12 protein-coding genes are annotated in these 12,700 nt (G+C 71.1%); 7 read left to right on the plus strand and 5 right to left on the minus strand.

Annotation, left to right across the window (positions count from 1 at the left end; translation table 11 throughout):
* Positions 1-33 precede the first annotated feature (33 nt).
* The 5 genes from AB0M80_RS13195 to lysA all read left to right on the plus strand — a co-directional run bounded on the left by AB0M80_RS13195 (position 34) and on the right by lysA (position 4,814).
* Positions 34-738 carry a GntR family transcriptional regulator gene (locus tag AB0M80_RS13195; protein ID WP_364563659.1) on the plus strand — a complete coding sequence of 235 codons (705 nt, stop codon included), beginning with the start codon at positions 34-36 and terminating at the stop codon, positions 736-738.
* Positions 735-1,637 (plus strand): dihydrodipicolinate synthase family protein, encoded by a 903-nt coding sequence (locus tag AB0M80_RS13200; protein ID WP_364563123.1) that lies wholly within the window; start codon positions 735-737, stop codon positions 1,635-1,637. The genes AB0M80_RS13195 and AB0M80_RS13200 overlap by 4 nt, the downstream gene beginning before the upstream one ends.
* 501 nt (positions 1,638-2,138) lie before the next feature.
* The gene (locus AB0M80_RS13205; protein WP_364563126.1) at positions 2,139-3,143 is read left to right on the plus strand and encodes an acyl-CoA desaturase; all 1,005 of its coding nucleotides are present in this window, start codon (positions 2,139-2,141) and stop codon (positions 3,141-3,143) included.
* Entirely contained in the window at positions 3,140-3,319 is a 180-nt protein-coding gene (locus tag AB0M80_RS13210; RefSeq protein WP_364563129.1) for an RGCVC family protein, read from the plus strand. The genes AB0M80_RS13205 and AB0M80_RS13210 overlap by 4 nt, the downstream gene beginning before the upstream one ends.
* 151 nt (positions 3,320-3,470) lie before the next feature.
* On the plus strand, positions 3,471-4,814 hold the full coding sequence (gene lysA / locus AB0M80_RS13215) for a diaminopimelate decarboxylase (protein ID WP_364563132.1): 1,344 nt from the start codon (positions 3,471-3,473) through the stop codon (positions 4,812-4,814).
* On the opposite strand, the gene AB0M80_RS13220 is transcribed toward lysA, so the two are convergent.
* Positions 4,811-6,349, minus strand: a complete 1,539-nt coding sequence (locus AB0M80_RS13220; RefSeq protein ID WP_364563135.1) for an APC family permease — start codon at positions 6,347-6,349, stop codon at positions 4,811-4,813. The genes lysA and AB0M80_RS13220 overlap by 4 nt on opposite strands.
* A gap of 263 nt (positions 6,350-6,612) precedes the next feature.
* Here AB0M80_RS13220 and AB0M80_RS13225 point away from each other — a divergent pair, with 263 nt between their 5' ends.
* Entirely contained in the window at positions 6,613-7,089 is a 477-nt protein-coding gene (locus AB0M80_RS13225) for an Lrp/AsnC family transcriptional regulator (RefSeq protein ID WP_364563138.1), read from the plus strand.
* Between the two features lie 42 nt (positions 7,090-7,131).
* Here the strand turns inward: AB0M80_RS13225 and helR are convergent, their stop codons facing one another.
* Positions 7,132-9,336: an RNA polymerase recycling motor ATPase HelR gene (gene helR, locus AB0M80_RS13230; protein ID WP_364563141.1), complete on the minus strand. Its 2,205-nt coding sequence runs from the start codon at positions 9,334-9,336 to the stop codon at positions 7,132-7,134.
* A 101-nt stretch (positions 9,337-9,437) separates the two neighbouring features.
* A complete protein-coding gene (locus AB0M80_RS13235) occupies positions 9,438-11,255 on the minus strand; it encodes a LamG-like jellyroll fold domain-containing protein (RefSeq protein ID WP_364563144.1) in 1,818 nt (605 codons plus the stop codon).
* Positions 11,256-11,334: 79 nt separating this feature from the next.
* Between AB0M80_RS13235 and AB0M80_RS13240 the strand changes: the two genes are divergently transcribed.
* On the plus strand, positions 11,335-11,727 hold the full coding sequence (locus tag AB0M80_RS13240; protein ID WP_364563147.1) for a VOC family protein: 393 nt from the start codon (positions 11,335-11,337) through the stop codon (positions 11,725-11,727).
* Here AB0M80_RS13240 and AB0M80_RS13245 read toward each other — a convergent pair.
* Positions 11,703-12,191 carry a DUF6328 family protein gene (locus AB0M80_RS13245; protein ID WP_364563150.1) on the minus strand — a complete coding sequence of 163 codons (489 nt, stop codon included), beginning with the start codon at positions 12,189-12,191 and terminating at the stop codon, positions 11,703-11,705. The genes AB0M80_RS13240 and AB0M80_RS13245 overlap by 25 nt on opposite strands.
* A 104-nt stretch (positions 12,192-12,295) precedes the next feature.
* The gene (locus AB0M80_RS13250) at positions 12,296-12,685 is read right to left on the minus strand and encodes a TIGR03667 family PPOX class F420-dependent oxidoreductase (RefSeq protein WP_364563153.1); all 390 of its coding nucleotides are present in this window, start codon (positions 12,683-12,685) and stop codon (positions 12,296-12,298) included.
* Between the last annotated feature and the right edge of the window lie 15 nt (positions 12,686-12,700).

Below are 12,700 nucleotides of genomic sequence, written 5' to 3' on the forward strand. Positions count from 1 at the left end.
TATGTCGCATCGTATATCAGATCGGACATGCCAGTGGCGAGCACTTCTTCGGCCCGGAGGCCGCCGCCGCCCGTTTCGCGCACGGATTTCGTGCGCGACGCGATCAAGGAAGCGATCTTGAGCGGCGAGTTCGGGCCGGGCGAAACGCTCGTCGAGGCCGAGGTCGGCGCCCTGCTCGGGGTGTCGAAGACGCCGGTGCGCGAGGCCCTGCGGATCCTGGCCGGTTCCGGTTTGGTCACGATGAGCACGTACAAGGGGGCGGCGGTCCGGGTCATGGACGCCGAGACCGCGTACGCGGTGTACGACCTGCGCGCGCTGCTCGAACCCGAAGCCGTCCGGCGCGCGGTCGAGCGCGGCGCGGATTTCGGGGAAGCGCGCCAGGTGCTGGCCGGGGTCGAGACCGGCACGGCGGCCGGCGACCGCGCGAAGGCCAGCGTGGCCAACCGGCTGTTCCACCGCGCGCTCTACGCCGGGTGCGGGAACCCGCTGCTGGTCGAGGTCCTGGACGGCCTGCGCGACCAGGCCGCGCTGATCACCGTCACCGGCTGGGGCATCAGCCCGACCTGGCAGGGCGAAGCGGCCGAGCACCGGGCGATCCTGAACGCCGCCGAGAGCGGCAACGCCCGGCAGACCGAACACCTGCTGCGCAAGCACATCACCGATTTCATCGATCGGGTCGCCCTCGGGCTCCCCGGCGAACGCACCACCGAGACCGGCGATCCGAAGGGGGCCCGATGACGTTCGAGGAGCAGAGGCGACGGCTGTCCGGGGTGGTGGCCATCCCGGTCACGCCGTTCGACGCGGAAGGCGCCGTCGACGGCCAGACGTACGCGAAGCTGGTGGACCGGCTGATCACCGGCGGCATCGAGGTCGTGACGCCGAACGGGAACACAGGCGAGTTCTACGCACTCGACGCGAGCGAGGCCCGGCAAAGCCTGGAGGTCACCGTCGAGGCGACGGCCGGCCGGGCGAGCGTGCTCGCCGGGATCGGCCACGACGTCGCGACGGCGACGCGGGCCGCGGCGCACGCGCGGGACGCCGGTGCCGACATGATCATGGTCCACCAGCCGGTGCACCCGTACATCTCCGGCGACGGCTGGGTCGACTACCACGCGGCGATCGCGGCCGCGGTGCCGGAACTCGGCGTCGTGCTCTACGTCCGCAACCCGGCGATCGCCGGCGAACAGCTGCGCGCTCTCGGGGAGGCGGCACCGAACGTCATCGGCGTGAAGTACGCGGTACCGGATCCGGTGCGGTTCGGCTCGGTCGCCCGCGACGCCGGCTTCGACCGGTTCGTGTGGGTCGCGGGGCTGGCGGAGCTCTCGGCGCCCGGTTACTTCGCCGTCGGCGCCACCGGCTTCACTTCGGGGCTGGTGAACGTCGATCCGGCGATCTCGCTGGAGATGTTCCACGCACTGTCCACCGGGGACTATCCGGCGGCGATGACCGTCTGGGAGCGGATCCGGCCGTTCGAGGAACTGCGGGCCGCCAACGGGAACGCCAACAACGTCAGTGTGGTCAAGGATGCGCTCGCCCAGCTCGGGCTGTGCCGCCCCGACGTCCGGCCGCCCAGCCGGCTGCTGACGATCGCCGAGCGGGAACGGGTGGCCGAGGTGCTCTCGTCCTGGGGGGCCTGACGGCGATCCGTCGGCGAGCTGCGGTGCGCCTCACGGCGAACCGCAAGCTCGCCGACGGATCGTCGGTTGGCAAGGGCTTGATCGAAGCGCACCATCGACACAACCCTGTTGGGCGCCTCGGGCTGTCGCTCTACGCGACTGCGGGCGGCTGCTCGCCGGCCATCGGCCGGCCTGGCTGCGGTTCGAAGGGCACTCGGACTGGACTCCTGCCCGGTCGGGGATTGACCCGGCCCGTTGTCAGCGGGGCTGAACCGGCTTCGGACCGGTCGTCCCGTGGTGCCGACTGTACACCCCTTTCACCTCTCCCAGCGGAATTGCCATTCCGCCGGTGGGATGGGAGGCTGGGCCCAGGACGCGGTACCACCGCGACCAGGCCCCAGTGCCCTTTCCCGAACCGGACCCAGACCCCGTCAGGGCTGGAAACCGTTGCTGGACAAGCCTTTACGACTTACCCAGAGCGGTGCGTTGATGACTTCCACGCAAATTTCGGATACTCCCGCGATGCCCGGCAGCGATTTCGCCGAGCTGTCGCGGATGATCAAGGAGGCGGGGCTCCTGCGTCGGCGACGCCGCTACTACGCCGCGCGGATCGGGCTCAACCTCGCCGCGTTCGGCGGCGGCTGGGTCGCCTTCGTCTACCTCGGCGACTCGTGGTGGCAGCTGTTCATCGCCGCGTTCTTCGCGATGGTGTTCGCGCAGCTGGCGTTCATCGGCCACGACGCCGGGCACAAGCAGATCTTCAGCAGCCGCAAGGCGAACGACGCCACCGGGTTGGTCCACGGTGGACTCACCGGGCTGAGCTACGGCTGGTGGATCGGCACGCACGCGCGCCACCACGCCAATCCCAACCACGAGGACGAGGACCCGGACGTCGACATCGCCGCGCTCGCGTTCAGCAAGGCGCAGAGCTCGCAGAAGCGTGGTTTCCTGCGCTGGATGGCGAAGTACCAGGCGTTCCTGTTCTTCCCGCTGCTGCTGCTCGAAGGCTTGAACCTGCACGTCTCGAGCGTCAAGGCGGTGTGGGCCGGGAACGTCCGCAAGCACAAGCTGGAATCCGCGCTGCTGATCGCGCACCTGGTGGCCTACCTCGCCGCGGTGTTCATCGTGCTCTCGCCCCTGACGGGCATCATCTTCATCCTGGTGCACCAGTTCCTGTGGGGGCTGTACATGGGCTGCTCGTTCGCGCCCAACCACAAGGGCATGGAGATGCTGACGGCCGGGCACAAGCTCGACTTCCTGCGCAAGCAGGTGCTGACCTCGCGCAACATCCGCGGCGGCCCGGTGACCGACTTCGCCCTCGGCGGGCTGAACTACCAGATCGAACACCACCTGTTCCCGAGCATGCCCCGGCCGAACCTCAAGCACGCGCAGGTGATCGTCCGGGAGTTCTGCGCCCGGCACGACATTTCCTACGCCCAGTGCGGCTGGGCCCGTTCGTACGGGTACGTGCTGCAGCACCTGCACTCGGTGAGCGAACCCCTGCGGACGGCGAAGGTGGCAGCGTGACGGCCCCGGTGCCCGACGCGCCGGAGGTGCCGCGCTCCGGCACCCAATGCCCGAGCTGCCCGCACCCGCTCGGCACGCACGACGCCATCGCGCGCCGCTACTGCGCCGCGACGAGGGCCGGCCAGGCGGCCGACCGGGGCTGTGTGTGCGGGGCCACTCCCGGCAAGAGCGGCTGACCTGCGCGGATGTGCGCTAAGTTACTCGCGCGTTAAGGATGAGTAAGCGGGTGCGGGCCACTCGTAAGGACGGCATTCACGGGTGGCCTCCCGCGCGGCCCGCAGGGGTGTCCTGACGGAGTCCGATCCGCAGTGATGCCCGGAGGCCCCCGTGACGCTCAGCGAGCTCCTTCCCAGCCTCGGCTGCGAAGCCGCCGACCACCTCGAGCCAGGAGTCTGGCCGCGAAGCACCCGACTCGGCGAAGACGGCGAACTGCTCTTCGCCGGCGCACGGGTCAGTCACCTCGCTGCCCGCTTCGGGACGCCGTCGTACCTCATCGACGAACAGCAGGTCCGCGAAACCGCGCGCGAGTATCGTCGCGCGCTGCCGGACGTCGAAGTCGCGTACGCGAGCAAGGCGTTGTGCACGCGGGCCGTACTGCGTTGGGTCGCCGAAGAGGGGTTGTCGCTCGACACCTGCTCCGCCGGTGAGATCGCCGTCGCGCGCTCGGTCGACTTCCCCGCGGAGCGCATGCTGCTGCACGGCAACGCGAAGACGCCCGAGGACCTCAAGGCCGCGCTCGGCTACGGCGTCCGGCGAATCGTGGTCGACTCCCTCGACGAGATCGAACAGCTCGGCGCGCTCACCCACGGCGCGCAGCAGGTGATGATCCGGGTGACACCGGGCGTCGCGGCCGGGGCGCACGCGGCCATCAGCACCGGCACCGAGGGCCAGAAGTTCGGCTTCTCGCTGCTCGCCGGGGTGCCCGACAACGTCGACGCGGCGGCCACGGCCGTCCTCGCCCAGCCCGGGCTGCGGCTGGCCGGGCTGCACTGCCACATCGGCTCGCAGGTGACGCGGGTCGACCGGTACGAGGCGGCCGCGCGGCGGATGGCCGAGGTGCTCGTCCGGATCCGCGACACCCACGGCGTCACGCTGCGGGAGCTCGATCTCGGCGGCGGGCACGCGGTGCGGTACGTCGGCGGCGAGCCCGCGTTCGACCTCGGCGGCTACTCGCGACGCCTGCGGGTGGCGCTCGCCTACGAATGCGCGGTGCACGGCTTCCCGATGCCCCGCCTCACGATCGAGCCGGGCCGGGCGATCGTCGGGCCGGCCGGGATCACGGTGTACCGCGTGTGCGCGGTCAAGCGCGGCAGCCGCACGTTCGTCGCGGTCGACGGCGGCATGAGCGACAACGCGCGACCGGCCCTCTACGGCGCGCGGTACACGACCCGGCTCGTCGGGCGGCGCTCGAAGGCCGCACGCACGCCGATGACGATCGTCGGCCGGCACTGCGAATCCGGCGACGTCCTCGCCGACGGCATCGCGCTCCCCGGCGACCTCCACGCCGGTGACCTCCTGGCCGTACCGTGCACCGGTGCCTACCACCACTCGCTGGCCTCGAACTACAACCAGGTCGGCCGGCCGCCGCTGATCGGCGTCAAGGACGGCGTCGCGACGCTGCTGGTGCGCCGCGAGACCGAGGAAGACCTCAGCCGCCGCGACCTCGGCTAGACCGGCTCGATGCGGTCGCCACCACGGGGGACGAAGCCCCGCGGCAGGCGGCGGCCGGCGAAGAAGTCGCGGCAGGCGCGGTGGACCGCGAACATCAACGGCACTCCGAGCACGATCGACACCACGCCGATCACCGCGACGCCGCCGATGCCGAACACCGTCGTCTCGCCCGCGTCCGGCCGCGCGTACTCGATCAGCGCGAACACCAGCACCGCGAGGAAGAACACGCCGCCGGTGAACGGCAACAGCCCGCGCAGCACGAAGTTGCGCACGCTCGCGAAGAGCGTCCGGCGGAACACCCAGACGCAGGCCAGCGCCGTCATCGTGTACTCGATGGCGATGGTCAGCCCGACGGCGTCGACCGAGTCCGCCAGCACGTTGCCGCTGACCAGCGCGAGGAGCACGTACAGGGCCAGCGAGACCAGCCCGAACGCCCAGGTGGCCACCGAAGGCGTCCGGAACCGGGGGTGCACCCGCCTGAAGACGCGCGGCAGGGCGCCGTAGCTGGCCATGGACAACGTCGTGCGTGCCGCCGGCATGATCGTCGCCTGGCTGGTGGCTGCGCCGCTGGTGAGCACCGAAACGATCAGCAGCACGCCCAGCACCTTGCCGCCGGTGCCGTCGCCGAACACCGCGCCGCCCAGGCCGGCCAGGACGTCCTCGGAGTTGGCCTCGTTGGCCAGGCCGATCCCTTCGGTGCCGACCCCCGCGAAGGCGAGCGCGGCGACCGTCACGAGCAGGTAGTTCAGCACCAGCAACACGGTCGAAAGCACCGCGGCCCGCCCGGGCGCGCGGCGCGGGTCGGCGGACTCCTCGTTGACCGACAGCGAGCTTTCCCAGCCCCAGTAGATGAACACGGCCAGCAGCACCGCCGAAACCGCCGTCCCGGTGGAAACCCCGCCCGGCCACAACCAGCCGAGCTGCGGCACCGACGCCTGCGGACCGGCTGTGCCGTCGAAGACGCGGACCAGCGCGACGGCCGAGAAGAGCACCAGGACGGCGAGTTCCACGCCGAGCAGGATCCACTGCGCCCGCGCGGACACCTCGATCCCGCGGTAGCAGAGCCAGCACAGCACCAGCAGCCAGCCGGCGCCGATCGCCGTCGTCACCCACCGGTTGTCCGCCGCGCCGGACGCACCGAACAGCAGCAGCGTGTACCGCCCGGTGAGCGCCGACTGGCTGCTCATCACCAGCAGCTGCGCGACCGTGACGACCCAGCCGGTGAACCACCCGGCGTGCGGGCCGAACGCGCGGGCCGCCCAGGTGAAGTTGGTGCCGCAGTCGGGTTCCGCGGTGTTCAGCTCGCGGAAGGCGACGGCGACGAACAGCACCGGCACGAACGACAGCAGGACGAACGCGGCCGCCTGGAACCCGGTGCCGGCCAGCACGATCAGCCCGAGCGTGGCCGCGATGGAGTACGCCGGCGCGGTCGACGACATCCCGATGACCATCGACGACACCATGCCCAGCGCGCCGCCACGCAGCCCCTTCGCGGGAACGGCGGGGGCGACGCCGAGCGCCACGGCCTCCGACATGCGTGGGTCCTCCTGGGGTTGCCGGTACGAGAGAGCCGCCAGACGGTACCCGGCGCCGGGCGGTGAGCGCGGCCAGCTGTGCGCGGGCGCACAAAACCGCCTCGGAAAGCCTTGTCAGTTTCGCCTCTGGCCACCGATTCCTCGGCTGAGCACGGCGTGCACGTCGAATCGCGCGAAGCTGGCGCGGAGGGCTCGCTTTCTCCGCAGGTCTCGATACGCTGCGCACTTGACAAATCACATGCCGAAACACAGGGAGGGACGGCATGGGTGACGAAACACGTGCGCGCGCACTGGACAATACGGACAGATCTCTGATCGCCCTGCTCCAGCAGGACGGCCGGGCTTCGTTCACCGCGCTCGCCAAGGCGGTCGGGCTTTCGGAGGGAGCGGTCCGCCAGCGCGTGCAGCGGCTGCTGCGCGACGACCTGATGCAGATCGTCGCGGTGACCGACCCCGCCAACGTGGATCTGACGCGGCAGGCCATGGTCGGCATCAGCGTCGACGGCGTCGATCCCCGTGAAGTCGCGGACAAGCTGTCCGAGCTGACGCACGTGCACTACGTCGTGCTGTGCGCCGGTCGCTACGACCTGCTGGCCGAGCTGGTCTGCCGGGACGACGACCACCTGCTCGACGTGCTCGGCGAAGAGATCCGGAAGATCCCGGGCGTGTCCGGGACGGAGCTGTTCGTGTACCTGAAGCTGGCCAAGCAGAACTACTCCTGGGGCCGGCTCACGGCCTAGGGGCCGGGGATGACGGGCGTCGCCGCCCGCCACCCCCGTCCGCTACTGGAATCGCCGGTGCCCGGACCGCGCGGGCACCCCGGCCTCGGCGAGGCCGGTCAGCTCCGCCGGGAGCGGATCCCGGTGCAGCACCCCGAGGCGCTGCGTGGCGCGCGTGAGCGCGACGTAGAGCTCGGCCGCGCCGCGGGGCCCCGCGGCCAGGATCCGCTCCGGCTCGACGACGAGGACGGCGTCGAACTCCAGGCCCTTGGTGGCCGACGGCGGGATCGTGCCCGGCACGCCCGGCGGACCGATCACGACGCTGGTGCCTTCGCGGCCGGCCTCGTCGCGGACGAAGTCCTCGATGGCGTCCGGCAGCTCGTCGTCCGTCACTCGTCTGGACCACGGCCGGACCCCGGCCGCACGCACCGATTCCGGCGGCCGCGCGTCCGGCGCGAACCGCGTCAGCAGCGTGCCCGCGACGGTCATGATCTCCGCCGGGGTCCGGTAGTTCACGGTCAGCTCGCGGTACAGCCAGCGGTCGCCGACGTAGGGTGCGAGAACCGGAGCCCACGCCGTCGCCCCGGCCGCCGAGCGGCGCTGCGCGAGGTCGCCGACGATCGTGAACGAGCGGCTGGGGCACCGCCGCATCAGCACCCGCCAGTCCATTTCGGACAGTTCCTGGGCCTCGTCGACGACGACGTGCCCGTACGTCCAGTCGCGGTCCGCGGCCGCCCGCTCGGCGAGGTCGCGGGTGTCGCGCTCGGCGAACCGGCCGGCCAGGTCTTCGGCGTCGAGCAGGTTCTCCGCGACCAGCTGGACGTCCTCGTCCAGCTCCTCGCGGTCCAGTTTCATCAGCTCCATGACGCCGGAGGCGTACTCGGCTTCCTCCTCCGCCCGCCGGCGCGCGGCGGCGCGCTCGGCGGCGTCGTCCCGGCCGAGCAGGTCGACCAGCTCGTCGAGCAACGGCACGTCCGACACGGTCCAGGCGGTGCCGTCCGCGCGCAACAACGCCGGATCGGCCCCGGCGGCCGCGAGCCGCCGCCGGGACGTGTACAGCGGCGCCAGCACGGTCTCCGGTGTCAGGTACGGCCACAGCGCATCGAGTGCGGCGTCGAGCGCCTCGTGCTCCGCGAGCTCGTCGAGGACGTCGGCGCGGAGGTCCGCCCACAGCCCGCGGTCCTCCCGCGCCAGCCAGCCTTCGCCGATCTTCGCCACGACCCGCTCGGCGACGAGCGCGACGGCGTGCTCGCGGAAGACCGCGCGGACTTCGTTGTGCGGCCGCCCGGACCGGCGCGCTTCGAGCCGGGCCTCGGCCGCGAGGTCCGCGTCGAGCGCCACCGTGACGTCGCCCAGCTCGACCGGCACCGGTTCGCCGGGCACCTGCTGGCGGTCGGCGACCGCGGCGGCGAGGACGTCCAGGATCTTCGGCGATCCCTTGATCCGCGCCACCTCCGGTGCGTCCTCGGCGGTGACGCGCAGCCCCGGCACGAGGTCGCCGGTGGTCAGGAAGACGACGTCCGACTCGCCGAGCGACGGCAGCACGCGGCCGATGTGCTCGAGGAACAACGGGCTCGGCCCGACCACGAGGACGCCGCTGCGCGCCATCCGCTCGCGCCGGGTGTAGAGCAGGTACGCCACCCGGTGCAAAGCGACGGCCGTCTTGCCCGTGCCGGGCCCGCCCTCGACCACCAGCACCCCCGCGTGGCCGAGGCGGATGATCTCGTCCTGCTCGGCCTGGATCGTCGCGACGATGTCCCGCATGCCCTCGCCCCGGGGCGCGTTGACGGCCGCGAGGAGGGCCGCGTCCCCGCGTTCGGTACCTCCTGGCCGTCCCAGGACTTCATCGCTGAAATCGAGGACCCGCCGGCCCATCGTGTGGAACTGACGGCGGCGGCGCATGTTTTCCGGCGTCGCCGCGGTGGCGACGTAGAACGGCCGCGCCGCCGGCGCCCGCCAATCCAGCAGGAATGGTTCGTAGTCGTTTTCCGCGTCGAAGAGCCCGACCCGGCCGATGTAGCTGGTTTCGCCGGAAACGGCGTCCAACCGGCCGAAACAAAGCCCGTTGTCGGCGACGTCCAGCCGGGCCGCCTCCCGCGACCGGCACCGGACGTCGATCTCCCGTTCCCCCGGCGTCAGCCCGGTTTGCCCGAGAGCGCCGTGGTACCGGGCCTGCGCCGCCGCGCGCTCCCGATCGAGCCGCTCGTACAGCGCGGCGACGTAGGCCCGTTCTTCCCGCAATTCCTCGTCGTACCCCTGGTTTGACAAGTTCCCCTCACAGCGGTTAGACTCTTATCAGGTTCGGCGAGTTCTCCTCTTTATTCTGGAGAGCACGCCGATTTTTTATTGTCCACCCGCTGTCAAGGGCCTCAGGCCAGCATGAACTCGCGCGGGTTCAGCGGCCGGTCGACCACCCGCACGTCACCCAGCAGCCCGGCGAAACTCCGGTCGACCTTCCCCGCGTAGGACGACGCACCGACCAGCCACGGCCCGCCCGGATCGGCGAGCCCGACGGCGGGCGTGGCCGGGTTCCGCACCACCGGGCAGCCGTCGACGTACATGGTCGTGCGCCGGCCGTCGTTGACCACGGCGACGTGCCACCACTTCTCCACCGGCAGCTCGTGCCCCCAGTTCGTCGAGGTCCGGTTCTGGTTGAGCGGGTACACCGCCCACTGCAGCTCGCCACCGTCCGAAAGGGACAGTGTGGCCGCGGACTCCTGCGGGTCGTCGCCGGTCTTGCCGGCGGCGGCCCCGCTGCCCTGCCGGGCGAACAGCCCGCACCAGCCGTGGTGGCCGTCCTTGAAGTTCGCGGGCAGCCGGAAGAACGCCTCGACGGTGTACCCGCGCTCGAACTCCAGCCGGTTCATCGGCGCCGCGTCGACCGTGCGCAGGTAGGCACCGCGGCTGGGGTCCCGGCTGCCGTCGAACCGCAGGCTCGCCCGCGACGGCTGCCGTGGCGAGAACTCGCTCGAGTACTTCAACGCGTCCGGCCCGCTCCCGGGCGCGGTGACGCGGGTGAGGTCGTTGCCGTGGCCGGTCTGGTCTAGCACGACGACGGCGTCCGGCACCGGCTTGCCGTCCTGGCCGCCTTCGAAGCGCCAGTAGGCGACGGTGCCCGGCACCAGCAGCTGCTTGGCCGGCCGCCCGGGCGGCACCGGCACCGGCGCGAAGCCCTTGAACCGCTCGGCGAAGTCGATCTCCAGGCTGAAGTAGTCGTCGGAGCCGCTTCGCTCGACCTCGACCTGCTGCAGCTCGCTCAGGTGGTCCTGCGCGGCGAGCCACGGCGAGAACGTCCGGACGTCGATCACACCCCGGGCGAGGTCGAACTGGTAGAGCCGGACCATTGCGCTGCCGCCGTAGTAGCGGTCCTGGTAATTGGCGAGGTGGACGTGCACGTCGTGGCCGGCGGCGTTCTTCCGGACGGTGCGCCCGGTCGGCCAGTAGTGCCCGTTGAGCGTGAGGAAGATCTGGTCGTTGCCCTGCACCAGTTCCTGCCAGACGTGCTCGCCGAACGTCGAGAACTGGGCCTGACCGGCGTCGTCGGCCCAGACCAGCTCGTGGATGGCGAGGATCGCCGGCAGCGTCGGGTGCTGCGCGAGAACCTGCTTCGCCCAGTGCAAGCCACCCGCCGAGGGCCGCCAGTCGAGGGCGAGCAGCAGCCACTCCCGGCCGCCGCCGCGGAAGACGTGGTAGCTGTTGTAGCCGTCCTTCGACGCGCCGCGGAACGTCGGCGAGGTGCGCCGGCGCTGCGGACCGAACGCGTCGAGGTACGGCGAGGGGCCGCGCTGGTCGTCCTTCGAACCGTCGATGTCGTGGTTGCCCGCGAGGGTGCTGTACGGGAACCGGCGGCGGTCGAGCGCCTGGAACGACCGGCTGATGCGGGCGAACTCGTCCGCCCGGCCGTTCTGGGTGAGATCACCGAGGTGGGCGAGGAAGACAACGTTGTCGTCCGCTTCGTCCAGGACGTACCGCAGCGAGGCGTCCACCGGGGCCGCGTCGCCGCGGTCCTCGTCGAACAGGTACTGCGTGTCCGGCATGACCACGAGCGTGAAACGCGGATCTTCCGGGTCGGGGCGGTGGTGGCCCCGCGCTTCGGCGGCCGGCGCGCCGAGGACGGTGGGCAGGGTCGCCGCGGCGGCGACCGCCGGTGCGCCGAGGAGGAATCTCCGGCGAGAAGTATCAGTCACGAGCCGGAAGCTACGGGCGGCTTCCGACCGTCCCGGCAACTGCTGCCGAACGGGAAATGAACAGCGGTACTGTGCCCGCATGAGCGGCCCGCGGGTCTTCCGGCTGATCCAGCCCGTCGACGACATCGAAACGGCGGTCGCGTTCTACGGGCACGTCCTCGGCCACCCCGGCGAACGGATCGCGGTCAACCGGCACTACTTCACCTGCGGCGGCGTGGTGCTGGCCTGCGTCGAAGCCCCGCTCGACCACCGGGAGCCGCGGCCGCAGCGGGACCCGCGGATCGTCTACCTCGCGGTCGACGACGTCGACGAGACCTTCGAGCGGGTCCGCGCCGCCGGGCCGCGCTGGGTCGACGACGCCATCGAGACCCAGTTCTGGGGCGAACGCTCCTTCTACGCCGACGACCCCTTCGGCAACCCGCTCTGCTTCGTCCAGGAAGACACCCGCTACTTGGGCGGCCCCGTCGGCTGAGTGCCGTTGGCCGGGTGCAGCCGCATCGGCATGACGAACCAGAGGATCCCGAAGATCAGCAGGCACAGCACGGCCATGATGACCATGGCGATCCAGCCGTAGACGACCTTCGCGATCAGCGCGACCGTCGAGGTGATCGCCAGCGCCAGGCAGACCAGCCCGACCAGCACGAGCCGGTTGCCGGCGGTCAGGATCCGCTCCCGGCTGCCCGTGCGGAAGAGCAGCCGGTGCCACGCCGCGGGCGCGGTCAGCAGCGCCGTGGCCGCCACCGCGAGCGCCACCGCGGACAGGTGCAGCGACTTCTCGAACCCGCTGGCGTCGTGGAACCGGTCGGTGAACACGACCGACAGCAGGAAGCCGAAGAGGATCTGCACGCCGGCCTGCGCGACACGCAGCTCTTGCAGCAGCTCGCCGACGTTGCGCGTGAGCTGTTCGTTGCGGGTTTCGCCGGTGTGTTCGGGCACGAATGCACAATAACGGGCGAATGGACCGGCTACCGGCTGGGAGATCCGTGACTTTCCCACGAACTTCGGTCAGCTACTGTCCGAAGTGGACTGGACCGTCCGCGTCAGAACCCCCACGAGCGCTCGGGCACCACGCGGATGCGGACGGAGTACTTGGCGTCGAACTCTTCCGAGGTCAAGCCGATCCCCGCGTAGTGGGAGCCGTACTTGTCCAGGTACCCGGGCGCCTCCGAGGGCTTACCCGCCTCTACGTGCGCTTTTCCGTTGACGACGAGGATCGAGCCGCCGTGCTCGTCGCTGTTGAAGTGCAAGCTCACGTCGGGGTTCGCCTCGATGTGCCGGAGCTTCGCGGTGCCGGGCTCGCTGAACAGCACGATGTCGTCGCCGTCGAGGACGAACCACACGGGCCGCGGTGCGGGCCGCCCCTTCGGCGTGACGGTGGTCAGCCACGCGATCGATTCGCCGGCTCGGTCGGCGAGCTTCGGTGCGGCCATGTCGGTGCCCCCTGG

Origin of the sequence: Amycolatopsis sp. NPDC051045 (assembly GCF_040682955.1) — a bacterium.
Taxonomy (GTDB): Bacteria; Actinomycetota; Actinomycetes; order Mycobacteriales; family Pseudonocardiaceae; genus Amycolatopsis.

Excerpts from the sequence above, each read along its gene's own strand:
- AB0M80_RS13240 (WP_364563147.1), top strand. The coding sequence starts at position 11,335 with ATGAGCGGCCCGCGGGTCTTCCGGCTGATCCAGCCCGTCGACGACATC.
- AB0M80_RS13250 (WP_364563153.1), bottom strand. The coding sequence starts at position 12,685 with ATGGCCGCACCGAAGCTCGCCGACCGAGCCGGCGAATCGATCGCGTGG.
- AB0M80_RS13200 (WP_364563123.1), top strand. The coding sequence starts at position 735 with ATGACGTTCGAGGAGCAGAGGCGACGGCTGTCCGGGGTGGTGGCCATC.
- AB0M80_RS13220 (WP_364563135.1), bottom strand. The coding sequence starts at position 6,349 with ATGTCGGAGGCCGTGGCGCTCGGCGTCGCCCCCGCCGTTCCCGCGAAG.
- AB0M80_RS13225 (WP_364563138.1), top strand. The coding sequence starts at position 6,613 with ATGGGTGACGAAACACGTGCGCGCGCACTGGACAATACGGACAGATCT.
- AB0M80_RS13205 (WP_364563126.1), top strand. The coding sequence starts at position 2,139 with ATGCCCGGCAGCGATTTCGCCGAGCTGTCGCGGATGATCAAGGAGGCG.